Here is a 15587-nt window from a genome sequence, read left to right on the forward strand (position 1 = left end):
GCGCTGTCGGTTGCTCTAGGGGTCGTCGCGGCGTTTGTCGCGACCATAGCCTTGTATCATGCCGATAGGCAAACGCGAACATGCGGTCCGGGAAGCGGAAAAGTGGCGGCGTTCCAGCCGGCGGTGGACCCGGCGCCGCTGCCCGACGTGCCGTTCGTCGACGCCGATGGAAGGCCGCGCGCGCTTGCCGATTTCAAGGGCAAGGGCGTGGTTCTGAACTTCTGGGCCACCTGGTGCGTCCCGTGCGTGGCCGAAATGCCGGCGCTGGACCGCCTGCGGGCCCGTCTGGCCGGACGCGGCATCGAGGTGCTGGCGCTGTCTTCCGACCGCGGCGGCGCCCCGGTGGTGCAGGGCTTTTTTGCCCAACACGGCATCGGGCATCTGCCGGTGGCGCTGGATCAGGGCCTGCGCGCGGCGCGCGCCCTGGGGGTCCAGGGACTGCCGACGACGGTACTGATCGACGGGGCCGGCCGCGACAGGGGCCGCTTGGTCGGCGCCGCCGAGTGGGATTCCGAGGATGCCGTCGCCCTGGTGGAAGACTGCCTGACCGGCAAGAAACGATGACGCAAAGGATGGCAAGACGATGACGAGAACGATCGTGATGGTGGCCCTGGCGGGCCTTCTTTGCGCCTGCGCGGCGCCGGCTCCTACGTGGGAAAAGCCGGGCACCGGCGCGGCCGAAGCGAAACGCTTCACGCAGAACTGCCAGGCCTTCGCGGCGGTGGAAGCCGACCGCAGGTACCGCTACGACTATCCGCGCGAAACCGGCGGGCCGATGGGGCCGGGCGACCGCTTCCAGGCGACGATGGCCGACAACGAGGCCTCGCTGTTCAAGAACCGGGTCTTCAACGAGTGCATGCAGAGCCACGGCTATCGCAAGGCTGGCGCCGCTGCCAAGCCGTGAGGCGGCGGTGCAAGGAAAAGGCGTGGCGGGGGGCCCTGTCGGACCGCCGGCCACGCCTTGAGGCGGGGAGGAGGGGGAGGATGAGGAAGGAAGGGAAGGGGTTCGTCAGGCCGCGAGCGGCTGCTTGAGCTGGTCGTTGGAGGCCGCCGCATGCGGTTCGGCGCGAAGCGCCGGCATGTCGGAAACGGCCGGCACCGCCTGCTCGGACCGGTAGGCCTGCTTGACCAGGGCCGGAATTTGCGAACGGGTCAGGCCGATGTCGGCCAGCACGCGGTCGCTCAGGCCATTCAGTTCCTCGAGCATGCGCTGACGGTTGTACCAGGTGACGACGGGGGCAATGACGGCCCGGCGGACGGCGTTGAGAGCGTTCATGGCGACTTTCCTTTTCATGCGTCTGTTGGGTTTAGGTGCCGGCCAAATGCCGGATCACGCTTTTCGGTTGGCGAAGGGGAAGTGGCGGAAAGGCCAGGCGAGCAGCCGCGCGACCGCCTCGAACGCGGAATGGTAGACGTTCCGCAGGTCCGGGCTTTGGCCGGTCGGCTCTTCTGTCCGGGCGCTCCACTGTGGAGCGGCGCAACAAACGACACGCGCGCCTTGCCGCATGATCTTGGTCCCTTCGTTTTTTTCGGGGTGAAGGCACCGCGTTTTCGAGAAAACGGTCTCGAAACGAGGGGCGATGCTCCAACGGTTGTAGATATAGAGGGGTTTCGCCCCAAAAGGAGCGCGATTTTTGCAGCGCAGCCCCACGATGCGTGCATGGCTCGGGCGGCGCGCGGCACCGAGGCGGCCCTTGCGATGAGCCCGGCGCATACCTACGGTAGTCACTGGACCCGACGAAGGGAAAACGCGAAGTGGATCGATCGCTTCTCGACGACAGCCGTCTCGAAACCCTGCTGGCCGCGGCCGGCATCGCGCTGACGCCGGCCGCCGTGCGCGCGCTTGCCGCCGGCGCGGCGGCGGCGCCTCCGGGCATCGAGGAGGATGGCTGGATGGTCCTTCTCGCCCCGGCCCCGGCGATCGACGCGGCGGATGGGCTGCGCGACGCGCTGCGGGCCCTTTACCGGCAGGCGAAGGCGGCCGAGCCGGCGGTCGCGTCGGATGCCGCCGCCCGCCTCGCCGCCCTGCGCGACCATCTCGCGGGGCGGCGTCTCGACGGCTTCGTGGTGCCGCGCGCCGATGCCTATCCCGGCGAATACCTGCCCGGCGCCGCCGAACGGCTGGCCTGGCTCACCGGCTTCACCGGCTCGGCCGGCGCGGCGGTGATCCTGAAGGAGAAGGCCGCCGTCTTCGTCGATGGCCGCTATACGCTGCAGGTGCGCAAGCAGGTCGACGGCGGGCTTTACGAATACCGCCACCTGACGGACGAGCCGCCGGCCGAATGGATCGCCCACCATCTGCGGGCCGGCGGCCGGCTTGGCTTCGACCCCTGGCTGCATTCCGCCGCCCAGGCCGCGACCCTGCGGCGGGCCTGCGAGAAGGCGGGGGCCGAACTGACGGCCGTGGCCGACAATCCGATCGACGCTATCTGGGCGGATCGGCCGCCGATGCCGCTCTCTCCCATGGTGGCCCACCCGCTGACGGTCGCCGGCGAGCCGTCGGAGGCCAAGCGGCGGCGGATGGCCGAGGCCATGGTTCGCGACGGCGCGGCAAGCGCCTTCATCGCCGCTTCGGAATCCATTGCCTGGCTGTTGAACGTGCGCGGCGGCGACGTGCCGTTCACGCCGCTTACGCTGGCTTTCGCCGTGCTTCACGAGGACGCCACGGTCGACCTCTACGTCGACGGCCGCAAGGTGCCGGCGGAAACCCGCCGGCATCTGGGCGACGGCGTCCGCCTTCGCGAGCCGGCGGCGCTGGCTTCCGATCTCGACCGGCTGGGCCGGGACGGCCGCGCCGTTCGCCTCGATCGCGACAACGTGCCGGCCTGGGTGTGGCATCGGCTGGAACGGGCCGGCGCCAGCCTGCGCGAAGGGGACGATCCCTGCCTGCTGGCCAAGGCCTGCAAGAACGCCGCCGAACTGGCCGGCATGCGGGCCGCCCACCGCCGCGACGGCGCGGCCATGGTCCGTTTCCTGGCCTGGCTGGACGGCGCGATGGCCAAGGGTGGGGTCAGGGAAAGCTCGGCCGCCGCCCGGCTGGAAACGCTGCGCCGCGCCGCCGGCGGCTACCGCGGCCCGAGCTTCGAGACGATTTCCGGGGCCGGCCCCAACGGCGCCATCGTCCATTACCGCGGCACCGCCGAAAGCGACCGCGAACTCACCCCGGGAACGCTCTACCTGATCGATTCCGGCGGCCAGTACGAAGACGGCACCACCGACGTCACGCGCACCGTGGCGGTGGGCGGGCCGACGGCGGAGATGCGCCGGCATTTCACGCTTGTGCTGAAGGGCCACATCGCCCTGGCGACGGCGGTGTTTCCGCAGGGGACCTCGGGCTCGCAGCTCGACGTCCTGGCCCGTCGCCCGCTGTGGGACGACGGCCTCGACTACGACCATGGCACCGGCCATGGCGTCGGCAGTTGCCTGGGCGTCCATGAAGGCCCGGGCCGCATCGCCAAGCGGGCCGGCACGGTGCCGCTGGAGGGCGGCATGGTGCTGTCCGACGAGCCGGGATACTACCGCGAGGGCGCCTATGGCATCCGCATCGAAAACCTGCTGGCCGTCGAGGCGCGGCCGGGCCTCGGCGACGGCGGGCGGCCATTCCTCGGTTTCGAGGTTCTGACGCTGGCGCCCCTCGACCGCGGACTCGTCGACGTCTCGCAATTGACCGACGGCGAGCGGCGGTGGGTGGATGCCTACCACGCCCGCGTGCGGGCCGAGATCGCCCCCTTGCTGGACCCGCCCGCGCAAGCCTGGCTGGCGGCGGCGACCCGCCCCCTGCCCTGATGGGGATGGGCGGCGACCATGCTTTGCAATTGATTTCCGGTTGAATATTAACCATTCTGCGGGTTGACCCGTGAAAAACGGGTGCGGACAGGGATCGCCCTGATCCCGGACGCAGGCGACAAGACGGGATTTTGGATACGGGCGGCATGGCGATTTTCGGTACCTTCGCGAGCAAGCCTCGACAGCCGCCGGCGGGAGGACCGCCGGAGGACCCCAAGTGGTCGCGCTCGGCCTCTGGCCTGTTCCGGCGGTTCACCAAGCTGGACCCCGAAGCCGAGGGGTTGAGCGAAAAAAGCGGCGTCTTCGTCATCTGGCATGGCGGCCTGCGCCCGCAGTGGGTTTACGCGGGTTCCAGTCCCGACCTGGCCAAGGCCCTTCATGACATGGCCGACATGGACGAGGTCATGAATCTGGAAGTGAATGGCGGACTGTTCGTCAGCTGGGCGTTCATCAAGGAAGAGTTCCAGGGCGGCGTCGTGAAGTACCTGAACGAGGCCATGGACCCGGTGGTGGAAAATCCGGCGGCGGCCACGCTGGAGGATACCCCCATCGCGGTGATCTTCCCCGGCAAGAGCGTCAAGAAATGAGGCGGCGCCGACCCGGCCTTTCCGGCCGGGCGGCCAGCCAACGGCCGCAAGGACCGCGGGCAGGGAGCGGCGGGTCATGGCCGGCGTCTTGAACGTCATCATCGTCCTGGTTCTGGCGGCGACCGTCCTTGTCCTCGCCCTCGGCCTGTTCTCGATGGTCAAGGGCGGCGCCTTCAACGCACGGTTCGGCAACCGGCTGATGCGCCTCAGGGTCATGGTCCAGGGCGCCGCCGTGGTCTTGGTGGCGGCGGCCCTGCTGCTGCTGGCTTACGATCATTTCGGGAAGGGCTGAGACGTGGTTCGGCTGACCCGCATCTACACCCGCGGCGGCGACGGCGGCGAAACGTCGCTGGGCTCGGGCGAACGGGTGCCCAAGCACGCCTTGCGGGTCGAGGCCGTCGGTACGGTGGACGAAGCCAACGCGGCGATCGGCGTGGCCAGGCTGGCGACGGCGGGCGAGGCCGACACCATGCTGGAGCGCGTGCAGAACGACCTGTTCGACCTCGGGGCCGACCTGTGCACCCCGGAAGGGCGCCATCGCGGCCCGCAGGCCCTGCGCGTGTCGGACGGTCAGGTCGAGCGGCTGGAACGCGAGATCGATGCGCTGAACGCCCCTTTGCGGCCGCTCGACTCCTTCATTCTTCCGGGCGGCACCCCGGCGGCGGCCCAGGTTCACGTGGCCCGCACGGTGGTGCGCCGCGCCGAGCGGCTGATGACCCGCCTGGCCGCCGAGGAGGAGCTCAATCCGGCGGCGCTCCGCTATATCAATCGGCTGTCCGACCACCTGTTCGTCCTGGCCCGCCACCTCAACGACGGCGGGCGGGCCGACGTGCTGTGGAAGCCCGGCGCGAACCGCGAATAGGTCCTTACGCCGCGACGGCGTCGAAGTGGACGACCCGGTTGCGTCCCGATCTCTTGGCGGCATAAAGCGCCTGGTCGGCGCGGGAAAGCGCGGCGTCCAGCGCGGTTTCGCCCGCCAGGAACTGCGAGATGCCGATGCTGATGGTGATGGGCGCGGGCAGGCTGCCGAGATGCAGGTCTTCGACTGCGGTGCGCAGGCGGTTGGCCAGGGCCATGGCCTGGTCGGCGTCGGTTTCCGGCAGCAGCAGGCCGAATTCCTCGCCGCCCAGCCTGGCGACGGTGTCTTCGGCGCGCACCAGCTTCCGGCACAGGTCGGCGAAGCTTGCCAGGGCGCGGTCGCCCTCGCCGTGTCCGTAGGTGTCGTTGATCCGCTTGAAGTGGTCGATGTCGGCCATGATCACCGCCAGCGGCCGGCCATAGCGCCGAGACCGCCGGATCTCGCCCTTGGCGAGGGCGAAGAAGTGGGCCCGGTTGACCAGGCCGGTCAGCGGATCGGTGCTGGCCAAACGTTCGAGGTTGGCTTCCATTTCCTTGCGCCCGGTGATGTCGGTCAGCGCCACCAGGACGGCCGCGACGCCGTCGACCTCGGCCGTCGTCGCCGACAGCAGCACGTCGCGCACCGCGCCGCCCGCCAGCTTCAGCCGGGTCTCGAATCCGTCGATCCTGCCGTTCGCCTCCAGGATCATGGTCAGTTTGCGCAGATCGCGCCGTTCGATGCTGGCCTGGATGGCGTGCGGTTGGCGTAGCGGGCCTTCGCCGAAATAGCCGCGGGCCGCCTCGTTGGCCTGAAGAATCGTGCCGTCCCTGCGGTTCACGACGATCATCGGCGCCGGCACCGCCTGGAGGAGGGCTTGCAGCGTTTCGCGATGCCGGGCCAGTTGGAGATTGGCCACCCGTTCGGCCTGGGTTATCGCCCAGGCCAGCCGTTGCAGCCGGTTGGAGCGGATCAGCACCAGCGCCAGGATAATGTTGAGGGTGATCAGCGCGAGAATCAGTCCGGGCCACGTTTCCCGCGACGGCAGGAAAGCCATGTACGCGGCCAGCGGCGCGATGCTGCCCCCCAGCCCGCAGACCAGCGCCCACCTGAACGGCATCGACAGGGCGAGGTAGTAAATCATCGGCATCACAAAGGTGATGAGCAGGCCGATGGGGCTGCTGTGGGGGGCGATCAGCACCACCGATGCCGCGATGACGAAAAAAGCCCACGTGGCGGCCAGCCAAGCCAGCATTCGAAAGCTGGCGATCCGGCCGGCGGCAAGCATGCCGGCCAGCGAGACGGCGACGATGACGCTGCGGGCGACCATCGAGACGGCGAAATGCGGGTGGCCGAAAAACCGCCAGTCGCTCAGATAGAACAGAAGGTTCATGAGAAGGGCGAAGCCGAAAAGCAGCCGTGCGTGCCGTGCGGATTCCGCCAGCCGCTCCGCCTGATAGTCGGCTTCGCGGACCGGATCGGCGAATTCGCCGCCCCATGTGAGAAACACCGGACGCATGGCGCCGCATCATAGGCCAGCCGGCGGCGTTCGGCGATGGGATTTCCCGTCCCGCCGGATGGTCCGGCGGCGGCCGCCCCTTCCGGCAGTTTCGTTGACAGGTTCGGTGCTTGACCGTATGGTGCCCCGGTATATGCAAGAGGGATGATTTACCTGGAAAACCGGCGTCTCTCGGCGTTTTCGGGAGTCCGGGAAAATCCCTCGACCGTGGGATAAACCGCCAGCAGCCGAAGGCCGTCCATGAAAGTTCTAGTCGCCGTCAAACGGGTCATCGACTACAACGTCAATGTCCGCGTCAAGTCGGATCAGACCGGGGTCGAGACCGCCAACGTCAAGATGTCCATGAACCCCTTCGACGAGATCGCGGTCGAGGAAGGGGTGCGCCTGAAGGAGGCGGGGACAGCCACCGAGCTGGTCGCCGTGTCGATCGGCGGGCTGCCCAGCCAGGAAACCATCCGCACCGCGCTGGCGATGGGCGCCGACCGGGGCATCCTGGTTAAGACCGAGCTTGCCACCGACACCCAGATGCAGCCGCTTGCCGTCGCCAAGATCCTGAAGGCGGTGATCGAGAAGGAGGGGGCCCAGCTCGTCCTCCTGGGCAAGCAGGCCATCGACGACGACTCGAACCAGACCGGCCAGATGCTGGCCGCGCTGTTGGGGTGGGCGCAGGGCACCTTCGCCTCCAAACTGACCGTCGCCGACGGCAAGGTCCAAGTGGTTCGCGAGGTCGACGGCGGGCTGGAGACGGTATCGCTGACGATGCCGGCGGTGGTCAGCGTGGATTTGCGCCTCAACGAACCGCGCTACGCCTCGCTGCCCAACATCATGAAGGCCAAGAAAAAGCCGATCGATACCCTCGAGCCGGCGGCCCTGGGGGTCGATGTGACGCCGCGCCTCAAGACGCTGAAGGTCATCGAGCCGGCCAAGCGCAAGGGCGGCGTGAAGGTGGCGAGCGTCGCCGAACTGGTGAGCAAACTCAAGAACGAGGCCAAGGTGATCTGATGAGCGTCCTGGTCATTGCCGAACACGACAACAACGAACTGAAGTCCTCGACCCTGCATACGGTGACGGCCGCAGCCAAGCTGGGCGACGTGACCGTGCTGGTCGCCGGCGCCGCCTGCCGGGCGGTGGCCGACGCCGCCGCCAAGGTGGCCGGCGTCGCCAAGGTGCTGCTGGCCGACGATGCGCGCTACGCCAATGGCTTGGCCGAGGTCCTGACCCCGCTCATCGTCGGGCTGGCGCCCGGGTTCAGCCACCTTCTGGCCCCGGCGACGACTTTCGGCAAGAACGTCCTGCCGCGGGTGGCGGCGCTCCTCGACGTGGCCCAGATCTCGGAAATCGTCGCCGTCGAATCCGCCGACACCTTCGTGCGCCCGGTCTATGCCGGCAACGCCCTGGCCACCGTACAGTCGGCCGACAAGATCAAGGTGATCACCGTGCGCGGCACCGCCTTCGAAGCGGCCGCCGCCGAGGGCGGTTCCGCCGCCGTCGAACCGGTGGCCGCCGCCGCCGACCCCGGGCTGTCCTCCTTCGTCGAGCAGCGGCTCACCAAGTCCGACCGCCCCGAACTGACCAGCGCGTCGCGCATCATCTCGGGCGGCCGCGGCATGGGCAGCGGCGAGAACTTCAAGCTGCTGGAAGACGTCGCCGACAAGCTGGGCGCCGCCGTCGGCGCCTCGCGCGCCGCCGTTGACGCCGGCTTCGTGCCGAACGACTATCAGGTCGGGCAGACCGGCAAGGTGGTGGCGCCCGATCTTTACATCGCGGTCGGCATCTCGGGGGCCATCCAGCACCTGGCCGGGATGAAGGACAGCAAGGTCATCGTCGCCATCAACAAGGACGAGGAGGCGCCCATCTTCCAGGTCGCCGACTACGGTCTGGTCGAGGATTTGTTCAAGGCGCTGCCCGAGCTGTCGTCCGAACTCGGCAAGCTCTAGGACCGCTTCCGCTTTCCTCTCCGCCCCCGGGGGCGGAGAGGATCAAGGTGAGGTGGGGGATTCCAGAGGCGGTGAGGCCCACCTCACCCTCCCGCGCCGGCGGCGCGGGCCCCTCCCTCTCCCCCCTCAAGGGCGGAGAGGGTAAGATGGAGATGGGGTGGGTGCCACTTGACGGAACGGGGACAAAGCATGGCGGTTGACATCAGGAAGATCGGCGTCGTCGGCGCCGGGCAGATGGGCGTAGGGATCTCCCACGTTTGCGCGCTGGGCGGCCTCGATGTGCATCTGGTCGACATCGATCCCGATCGTCTACGCCAGGGGCTGGCCGCCATCGAGCATTACCTCGGCCGCCAGGTCGCCAAGGAGAGGATCACCGAGGCCGACAGCAAGACGGCGATGGCGCGCATCACTTCGGGGACCGAGGTCTCGGCCTTCGCCGACCGCGACCTGGTGATCGAGGCGGTGAACGAGGACGAGCAGATCAAGAAGGCCGCCTACAAGGCGATCTGTCCGCACCTCAAGCCCGAGGCTCTGCTGGCCACCAACACGTCGTCGATCTCGATCACCCGATTGGCCGCGACGACCGACCGGCCGGGCAGGTTCCTCGGCATTCATTTCATGTATCCGGCGCCGATGCTGGACCTGGTCGAACTGATCCGCGGCATCGCCACCGACGTCGACACCTTCCGCGCGGTCGAAAGCTTCGTTCTCAAGCTGGGCAAGACGCCGGTCGCCGTCGAGGATTTCTCGGCCTTCATCGTCAATCGCATCCTGATGCCGATGATCAACGAGGCGGTCTACGCCCTTTACGAGGGCGTGGCCTCGGTCAAGGCCATCGACACCGCCATGCGGCTGGGCTGCCGGCACCCGATGGGGCCGCTGGAACTGGCCGATTTCATCGGGCTGGACTTCTGCCTGGCGGTGATGAACACCCTGCACGAGGGGCTGGCCGACACCAAGTACCGGCCGTGCCCGCTGCTGGTGAAGTACGTCGAGGCCGGCTGGCTGGGCCGCAAGTCGGGCCGCGGCTTCTACGACTATTCGAAGGACGAGCCCGAGCCCACGCGCTGAGCGGCCGTCCTTTCAAGGCGTTGCAAACGGGGCCCGGCGGGCCCCGTTTTCTTGCCGCCGGAAACCGTCGCAAATCCTTCGTCGAACCGTCATCGAACCGTCGCCGGTGCCGGGCAGACTGGCAGCCGTGAAAAAGCCGGTGGGTCCAGTCGAGACGGCTTGCCGGGTTCCTGTCTTCGATCCGACGAAGGGACGGTTGGGGTTTGTCGACGACCAAGCTTCAGGTTCGCCTCGCCGAGACGCCGCTCGACCTGGAAGCCGCCCAGGCCTTGCGCTACCGGGTCTTCTACGACGAGATGGGCGCCACCCCGACGGCCGAGATGCGTCTCCGGCAACGGGATTTCGATGCCTTCGACGATATCTGCGACCACCTGTTGGTGATCGATCCCCAGCGCAGCAACGGCCATCCGCACGTGGTCGGCACCTACCGGCTCCTGCGCAAATCGGTGGCGGCGCGCGCGCAGGGCTTCTACACCCAGCAGGAGTTCGACATCGGCCCCCTGGTGGACCAGCCCGGCGAGATCGTCGAACTGGGCCGCTCGTGCGTCGACAGGGACTATCGCACGCGGGCCGTCATGCAGATCCTGTGGGGCGGCCTTGCCGCCTACATCGACGATTTCGACATCGCGCTGATGTTCGGCTGCGCCAGCCTGCCGGGGACCGAACCGCAGGCGGTGCGCTCGGCGCTTTCCTACCTCCACCACTTCCATCTGGCCCCGGAAACCTTGCGGCCCCGGGCGCTCGACGAACGCTATGTCGCGATGGGCGTATTGCCGCCGGCGGAACTCGACCGCTCGGCGGTGCTGAGCGGACTGCCCCCGCTCATGAAAGGGTATCTGCGCGTCGGCGGCTTTGTCGGCGACGGCGCGGTTGTCGACCTCCAGTTCAACACGACGGACGTATGCATCATCGTCAAAACGGATTCCATTTCAGCGAAATACCGTCGCCACTATATGGATTCGCCGAAGCCTTTGGCGGCCTGAACCCCTCCCCCTCGTGGATTCGGGCCGTGGGGCGCTTTGCGCTTTTCCTGCTGATGACGGCGGTCCTGGTGGCGCTCTATGGGCTGGCCAGCCCGTTCGGCCGACGGTGGCGCAAGGCGCTGATGCGCCTGTGGTTCAAGGGTGCCTGCCGGCTTACCGCGCTGGATGTCCGGGTCACCGGCACGCCATGGCGCGACGGGCCGGTCCTGATGGTCGCCAATCACGTCTCCTACCTCGACGTCCCGGTCCTGGGCAGCCTTCTCGACGTCGTGTTCGTGGCCAAGGAGGACGTGGCGGCCTGGCCGCTGTTCGGCTTTCTGGCCCGCCTCGTGCGCACCGCCTTCATCAGCCGCCGGCCGGCCGAGGCGCGGCGCCAGGCCCGGTGCCTGGGCGAACGGCTTCGGCGGGGCGAAACGCTGCTGGCCTTCCCCGAGGGCACCAGCACCGCCGGCTTCGCCGTGCGGCCGTTCAAGACGGCGCTGTTCGCCGTGGCCGAGGATGGACCGGCGCTGTGGGTGCAGCCGGTGTCCATCGCCTATCCCCGGGCCGCCGCCGGCAAGGCCCTGACCCACGGGCTCGAAAACCTTTACGCCTGGTACGGCGAGATGACCCTGCTGCCGCACCTGTTCACCGTCTTCGGCCTCAAGGGCGCCGAGGTCGAGGTGATCTTCCACGAGCCGGTGGCGGCCTCGGCCTTCGCCGACCGCAAGGATCTGGCCCGGCATTGCCGGGAAGTGGTGTCGCAGGGGCTGTCGATGGCGACCGGCCGATGGCATGCCGCCATCCCGGCCCACCCCGGGGCGGCGGAAAATGCCGAACCCGATGTCGATCTCCCGGACCTGGAACCCGCCGCCGCCTGAACCAGAGCCCAAAAACTCAACCGCGAATTGATCGTCATTCCCGCGCAAGCGGGAATCCAGGTTGGGCGGTTGGTCTGGACCCCCGCTTTCGCGGGGTGACGAAAAAAGGGGTTCGCGTAACGGCTCAGTGCATCTCGGTGCGCAGTTGCTGGCGCAGCACGTCGATGGGAACCAAATGGCCCCTGACCTCGGTGCACCAGAACTGCCAGCCGTTGCACGCCGGCGCCTGCTGGACGTAGGCCCCGACCTGGTGGATGGAGCCCCGGAAGTCCGAGGTGATCAACGTGCCGTCGGCGCGTACCCGGGCCGAGAAGCGGCGGCTGGCGTCGGTCAGCGTAACGCCCGGTTGCAGGATGCCGCGCTCGACCAGCCAGCCGAAGGGAATGCGGGGCTGGCTGCGCTTGCTGGGCGTGCTGACCAGATCGGCGTCGTCGGTCGGCTTGACCCGCTCGATCCGCCGCTTGGCGACGGCGGCGTAATCGGCGTCGCGTTCCAGGCCGATGAACTGGCGGCGCAGCCGCTTGGCGACGGCGCCGGTGGTGCCGCTGCCGAAGAAGGGATCGAGCACGACGTCGCCGACCTCGGTCGAGGACAGGATGACGCGGTGCAGCAACGCCTCGGGCTTCTGGGTGGGATGGGCCTTCTTGCCGTCGATCTTCAGCCTCTCCTGGCCGGTGCACAGCGGCAGCGTCCAGTCCGAGCGCATCTGCAGATCGTCGTTCAGGCTTTTCATCGCCTCGTAATTGAAGCGATAGCGCGCCTCCTTGTCGCGGGCGCACCAGATCAGCGTCTCGTGGGCGTTGGTGAAGCGCCGTCCGCGGAAGTTCGGCATCGGGTTGGTCTTGCGCCAGATGACGTCGTTCAGAATCCAGAACCCCAGATCCTGAAGGATCGAGCCGACCCGGAAGATGTTGTGATAGCTGCCGATCACCCACAGCGTGCCGTTGGGCTTGAGCAACCGCCGCGCCTCCGACAGCCAGGCCCGCGAGAAGGCGTCGTAGGTGGAAAGATCGTCGAAGTGATCCCACTCGTCGTCGACGCCGTCGACGGCGGTGTTGTTGGGCCGAAGCAGGTCGCCGCCGAGCTGCAGGTTGTACGGAGGATCGGCAAAAACCACGTCGACCGATGCCTCGGGAAGGTCCTTCATCAGCGCCACGCAGTCGCCGACCAGGATCTTGTTCGCGGGGATTGTTTTGTTCTGTGACATGGCCGGCACAATGAGTCACGCCGGAATCGCCGTCAAGAACAAACGGAATCAACGGGTTAGGGGAATTTCCTGATGCAAGATGTGGGAGTCAGGCGTCAACCGGCCGCAACATCTTGATGACGGGGGCGAAGCTCTTGCGGTGTTCGGGCGTCACGCCCAGCCGTTCCAGCCCGGCGCGGTGCTCGGCGGTGCCGTAGCCGGCGTTGTGTTCCCAGCCATAGCCGGGATGCACGATGGCGAGCTTGGCCATGATGCGATCGCGGGTCACCTTGGCGACGATCGAGGCGGCGGCGATGGACAGGCTGCGGGCGTCGCCGCGGACCACGCAGCGTCCCTTGCAGGCAAGATCGGGCATGCGGTTGCCGTCGATGAGCGCGATGTCGGGAAGGACCGGCAGCGCGTCGAGCGCGTGGGACATGGCGGTGAGGGTGGCGTTGAGGATGTTGTTGCGATCGATCTCCTCGACGTGGGCCTGGCCGACCCCGATGGCGGCGAAGGCCGGCAGCACGGCGAACAGGCTTTCGCGCTGCGTCGCCGTCAGCTTCTTGGAATCGTTGATGGCCTCCGCGATTTCCGTGGGCAAAAGGGCGCGATTAAGGATGACGGCGGCGGCCACCACCGGCCCCGCCCACGGGCCGCGTCCGGCCTCGTCGATGCCGGCAATGATGGCATGGCCCTGGCGAATGGCGGCGTCTTCCAGGCTGAAGTCCGGCCTCAGCGGGGCGTCCGGCCACAGCAGGGGCTGGCGCGGCGTCATGGCGCGGAATCGAGAACCAGGTTTTCGCGCGCCCAGGCCAGCGGCAGGACGGCGCGGCCGTTGCGGCTGAAGGTGCCGGCGGAAAGCCCCTTGGGCACCGCCAGGGTCACGGTGTCGGCCTTGATGGCGATGATCTCGGCCCGCACGAAACCCGACTGGCCGCTGACGTCGATGACCTCGTCGCGGTCGAGAATCCCCGAGACGTTCTTGCCGTCGAAGCGGATCATCGCCACGATCTGGTCGGGAAACGGCGCCGTCAGCAGATGAACGGGAATCTTGACGCGCTGTCCGGCTTCGATGCTGTCCATCAGGTGGCTCGTCCCCCTTTTGATCGCTCCGCCTCGACGGGCGGTTCGATTGCCAGGATAGCCGCTTCGGGGGACGGCGGAAACGCGAAATCTTGGGTTTGGCCTACAGCAGTTGCAGTTGATCGCCCGGCCGCGGCGGAACCCGGAACCTGCCGGCGTCGAGTGCCATGCTCCGGTCGTGGCCGGAGATGAGGCCGTGCTTGCGGCAGGCCAGGCGGAACCGCTGCTCGATCAAGTCGGCGAAGACGCCGTGGCCGCGCATGCGGGCGCCGAATTCGGCGACGTAGAGCTGGCCGTCGCGGCTTTCGCGCAACCGGTTGAGCACGTGGTGGGCGCGGCCCGGGAAATGGCTCTCCAGCCAGTCGGTGAACAGCTCCTTCAACTCCAGCGGCAGGCGCAGCAGGATGTAGCCGGCGGCCCGGGCGCCGGCCGCCGCCGCCGCCTCCAGGATGCGCTCGATTTCCGATTCGGTGAGAAAGGGGATGACCGGCGAAACCAGCGCCGACACCGGCACGCCGGCGGCGCTGAGCGCGGCGATGGTTTCGATCCGCCGGTAAGGTGCCGCGGCGCGCGGTTCCATCCGCCGGGCCAGGTCCTTGTCCAGCGTCGTCAGCGAGATGCCGACGCTGACCAGCCGATCCGCCGCCATCGGGGCCAGGATGTCGAGGTCGCGGGCGACGAGCGCCGACTTGGTGGTGATCATCACCGGATGGCGGAAGCGGGCCAGCACCTCCAGGATTCCCCGCGTGATCTTGCGGTCCCGCTCGATCGGCTGGTAAGGATCGGTGTTGGCGCCCAGCATGATCGGCTGGGCGACATAGCCCGGTTTGGACAGTTCCTTTTCCAGAAGAAGCGCGGCGTCGGGCTTGGCGAACAGGCGGGTTTCGAAGTCGAGCCCGGGGGAAAGGCCCATGTAGGCGTGGGTCGGCCGCGCGAAGCAGTAGATGCAGCCATGCTCGCAGCCGCGGTAGGGGTTGATCGACTGATTGAAGAAGATGTCCGGCGAGGCGTTGCGCGAAATGATGGCGCGGGGCTTTTCGTCGGTGACGGTGGTGCGCAGCGGTGGCAGATCGTCCTCCGCCGGCCCCCAGCCGTCATCGACGGCGTGGCGGATTTCGCGCTCGAAGCGTCCGGTCGGATTGCCGACCGCGCCCCGTCCCTTGCGGGGCCTATCGGGCAGGCACTCTTCCATGCCTCGAAATATCGGGGCTCGTCAGGAACAATTCAAGAACATTCGCGCTACCAATAGGTCATGGGAATGGCGATGGCGGTGCCGCCGGCCTCGACACCGAAGGCGGCGTCATCGAAATCGGGCGGGCCGAACAGCGCCTGCGCCCCGCTGCTGAAGGCATAGCCTTCGCGCGGAATGCCGAGAAAACCCTGGTCGAACTCGTCGTTGTCGTTTTCGTCGTGATAGACGGCGACGGCATAGGTGCCGGGCGCGATGCCGGCGAAGCGGGCCACCGCGCTCGCGGCCGGCACCACCCGGTCCTCCAGGATGTAATCGCCGTCCGGAAAACCGTCGCGGGAATCGTAAAGCGCGACGTGAACCGTCCCCTGGTCCGAGCGCAGCCCCGTGACCGTCACCGTCAGGTCGGCCGCCGCCGCGTCCCCGGCGAAAAGGATCGCCGCCGCCAAGGCGGCCGATACGACGAAGGTCTTGCCCGACATGTCCCGGATGACTCCCACCATCGATGCCGATGATGGCCGAACGGGCCGCCTTGGAAAACCCCGAAA

Annotated in this window: 18 protein-coding genes; 11 read left to right on the forward strand and 7 right to left on the reverse strand. The window is 67.9% G+C overall.

What is annotated here, in order from left to right; genetic code table 11:
* Positions 1 to 102: 102 nt before the first annotated feature.
* Together ODR01_RS13005 and ODR01_RS13010 are read left to right on the forward strand one after the other, a co-directional pair.
* Positions 103 to 564: a TlpA disulfide reductase family protein gene (locus ODR01_RS13005; protein ID WP_316978101.1), complete on the forward strand. Its 462-nt coding sequence runs from the start codon at positions 103 to 105 to the stop codon at positions 562 to 564.
* Positions 565 to 583: 19 nt separating this feature from the next.
* Positions 584 to 904 carry a hypothetical protein gene (locus ODR01_RS13010; protein ID WP_316978102.1) on the forward strand — a complete coding sequence of 107 codons (321 nt, stop codon included), beginning with the start codon at positions 584 to 586 and terminating at the stop codon, positions 902 to 904.
* 105 nt (positions 905 to 1009) lie between these two features.
* Here ODR01_RS13010 and ODR01_RS13015 read toward each other — a convergent pair whose 3' ends face one another.
* Positions 1010 to 1276, reverse strand: a complete 267-nt coding sequence (locus ODR01_RS13015) for a DUF1127 domain-containing protein (RefSeq protein ID WP_316978103.1) — start codon at positions 1274 to 1276, stop codon at positions 1010 to 1012.
* Between the two features lie 479 nt (positions 1277 to 1755).
* Here ODR01_RS13015 and ODR01_RS13020 point away from each other — a divergent pair, with 479 nt between their 5' ends.
* The 4 genes from ODR01_RS13020 (at position 1756) to ODR01_RS13035 (ending at position 5235) form a co-directional block, all read left to right on the forward strand.
* Positions 1756 to 3786, forward strand: a complete 2031-nt coding sequence (locus ODR01_RS13020; protein ID WP_316978104.1) for an aminopeptidase P family protein — start codon at positions 1756 to 1758, stop codon at positions 3784 to 3786.
* A gap of 146 nt (positions 3787 to 3932) precedes the next feature.
* Entirely contained in the window at positions 3933 to 4373 is a 441-nt protein-coding gene (locus ODR01_RS13025) for a hypothetical protein (protein ID WP_316978105.1), read from the forward strand.
* 76 nt (positions 4374 to 4449) lie between these two features.
* The gene (locus ODR01_RS13030; protein ID WP_316978106.1) at positions 4450 to 4665 is read left to right on the forward strand and encodes a twin transmembrane helix small protein; all 216 of its coding nucleotides are present in this window, start codon (positions 4450 to 4452) and stop codon (positions 4663 to 4665) included.
* 3 nt (positions 4666 to 4668) lie between these two features.
* Positions 4669 to 5235, forward strand: coding sequence for a cob(I)yrinic acid a,c-diamide adenosyltransferase (locus ODR01_RS13035; RefSeq protein WP_316978107.1), 567 nt, complete (start codon positions 4669 to 4671; stop codon positions 5233 to 5235).
* Positions 5236 to 5239: 4 nt separating this feature from the next.
* Here the strand turns inward: ODR01_RS13035 and ODR01_RS13040 are convergent, their stop codons facing one another.
* Complete coding sequence (locus ODR01_RS13040) at positions 5240 to 6727, reverse strand: GGDEF domain-containing protein (protein WP_316978108.1); 1488 nt, start codon at positions 6725 to 6727, stop codon at positions 5240 to 5242.
* Between the two features lie 240 nt (positions 6728 to 6967).
* On the opposite strand from ODR01_RS13040, the gene ODR01_RS13045 reads away from it, so the two are divergent.
* From ODR01_RS13045 to ODR01_RS13065, 5 genes are all read left to right on the forward strand, one after another.
* Complete coding sequence (locus ODR01_RS13045) at positions 6968 to 7729, forward strand: electron transfer flavoprotein subunit beta/FixA family protein (protein ID WP_316978109.1); 762 nt, start codon at positions 6968 to 6970, stop codon at positions 7727 to 7729.
* Entirely contained in the window at positions 7729 to 8664 is a 936-nt protein-coding gene (locus ODR01_RS13050; RefSeq protein WP_316978110.1) for an electron transfer flavoprotein subunit alpha/FixB family protein, read from the forward strand. Before ODR01_RS13045 ends, ODR01_RS13050 begins: the two co-directional genes overlap by 1 nt.
* Positions 8665 to 8853: 189 nt before the next feature.
* Positions 8854 to 9735 (forward strand): 3-hydroxybutyryl-CoA dehydrogenase, encoded by an 882-nt coding sequence (locus tag ODR01_RS13055; RefSeq protein WP_316978111.1) that lies wholly within the window; start codon positions 8854 to 8856, stop codon positions 9733 to 9735.
* 203 nt (positions 9736 to 9938) lie between these two features.
* Positions 9939 to 10718, forward strand: a complete 780-nt coding sequence (locus tag ODR01_RS13060; protein WP_316978112.1) for a GNAT family N-acetyltransferase — start codon at positions 9939 to 9941, stop codon at positions 10716 to 10718.
* A gap of 26 nt (positions 10719 to 10744) precedes the next feature.
* The gene (locus ODR01_RS13065) at positions 10745 to 11578 is read left to right on the forward strand and encodes a lysophospholipid acyltransferase family protein (RefSeq protein ID WP_316978113.1); all 834 of its coding nucleotides are present in this window, start codon (positions 10745 to 10747) and stop codon (positions 11576 to 11578) included.
* 124 nt (positions 11579 to 11702) lie between these two features.
* Here ODR01_RS13065 and ODR01_RS13070 read toward each other — a convergent pair whose 3' ends face one another.
* From ODR01_RS13070 to ODR01_RS13090, 5 genes are all read right to left on the reverse strand, one after another.
* Positions 11703 to 12785: a site-specific DNA-methyltransferase gene (locus ODR01_RS13070; protein ID WP_316978114.1), complete on the reverse strand. Its 1083-nt coding sequence runs from the start codon at positions 12783 to 12785 to the stop codon at positions 11703 to 11705.
* A gap of 88 nt (positions 12786 to 12873) precedes the next feature.
* Positions 12874 to 13542, reverse strand: a complete 669-nt coding sequence (locus tag ODR01_RS13075; RefSeq protein WP_316978115.1) for a ribonuclease HII — start codon at positions 13540 to 13542, stop codon at positions 12874 to 12876.
* Positions 13539 to 13850, reverse strand: coding sequence for a hypothetical protein (locus ODR01_RS13080; RefSeq protein ID WP_316978116.1), 312 nt, complete (start codon positions 13848 to 13850; stop codon positions 13539 to 13541). Before ODR01_RS13080 ends, ODR01_RS13075 begins: the two co-directional genes overlap by 4 nt.
* A gap of 103 nt (positions 13851 to 13953) precedes the next feature.
* A complete protein-coding gene (locus ODR01_RS13085; RefSeq protein ID WP_316978117.1) occupies positions 13954 to 15042 on the reverse strand; it encodes a PA0069 family radical SAM protein in 1089 nt (362 codons plus the stop codon).
* A 47-nt stretch (positions 15043 to 15089) separates the two neighbouring features.
* The gene (locus ODR01_RS13090; protein ID WP_316978118.1) at positions 15090 to 15521 is read right to left on the reverse strand and encodes a DUF2141 domain-containing protein; all 432 of its coding nucleotides are present in this window, start codon (positions 15519 to 15521) and stop codon (positions 15090 to 15092) included.
* Positions 15522 to 15587 lie beyond the last annotated feature (66 nt).

The sequence above is a fragment of the Shumkonia mesophila genome, assembly GCF_026163695.1.
Taxonomy (GTDB): Bacteria; Pseudomonadota; Alphaproteobacteria; order Rhodospirillales; family Shumkoniaceae; genus Shumkonia; species Shumkonia mesophila.

Bases quoted from the DNA above. Each gene is read 5' to 3' on its own strand.
- ODR01_RS13050 (WP_316978110.1), top strand. From the start codon at position 7,729: ATGAGCGTCCTGGTCATTGCCGAACACGACAACAACGAACTGAAGTCC.
- ODR01_RS13090 (WP_316978118.1), bottom strand. From the start codon at position 15,521: ATGTCGGGCAAGACCTTCGTCGTATCGGCCGCCTTGGCGGCGGCGATC.
- ODR01_RS13045 (WP_316978109.1), top strand. From the start codon at position 6,968: ATGAAAGTTCTAGTCGCCGTCAAACGGGTCATCGACTACAACGTCAAT.
- ODR01_RS13080 (WP_316978116.1), bottom strand. From the start codon at position 13,850: ATGGACAGCATCGAAGCCGGACAGCGCGTCAAGATTCCCGTTCATCTG.
- ODR01_RS13030 (WP_316978106.1), top strand. From the start codon at position 4,450: ATGGCCGGCGTCTTGAACGTCATCATCGTCCTGGTTCTGGCGGCGACC.
- ODR01_RS13010 (WP_316978102.1), top strand. From the start codon at position 584: ATGACGAGAACGATCGTGATGGTGGCCCTGGCGGGCCTTCTTTGCGCC.
- ODR01_RS13070 (WP_316978114.1), bottom strand. From the start codon at position 12,785: ATGTCACAGAACAAAACAATCCCCGCGAACAAGATCCTGGTCGGCGAC.
- ODR01_RS13055 (WP_316978111.1), top strand. From the start codon at position 8,854: ATGGCGGTTGACATCAGGAAGATCGGCGTCGTCGGCGCCGGGCAGATG.
- ODR01_RS13085 (WP_316978117.1), bottom strand. From the start codon at position 15,042: ATGGAAGAGTGCCTGCCCGATAGGCCCCGCAAGGGACGGGGCGCGGTC.
- ODR01_RS13015 (WP_316978103.1), bottom strand. From the start codon at position 1,276: ATGAACGCTCTCAACGCCGTCCGCCGGGCCGTCATTGCCCCCGTCGTC.
- ODR01_RS13075 (WP_316978115.1), bottom strand. From the start codon at position 13,542: ATGACGCCGCGCCAGCCCCTGCTGTGGCCGGACGCCCCGCTGAGGCCG.
- ODR01_RS13025 (WP_316978105.1), top strand. From the start codon at position 3,933: ATGGCGATTTTCGGTACCTTCGCGAGCAAGCCTCGACAGCCGCCGGCG.
- ODR01_RS13040 (WP_316978108.1), bottom strand. From the start codon at position 6,727: ATGCGTCCGGTGTTTCTCACATGGGGCGGCGAATTCGCCGATCCGGTC.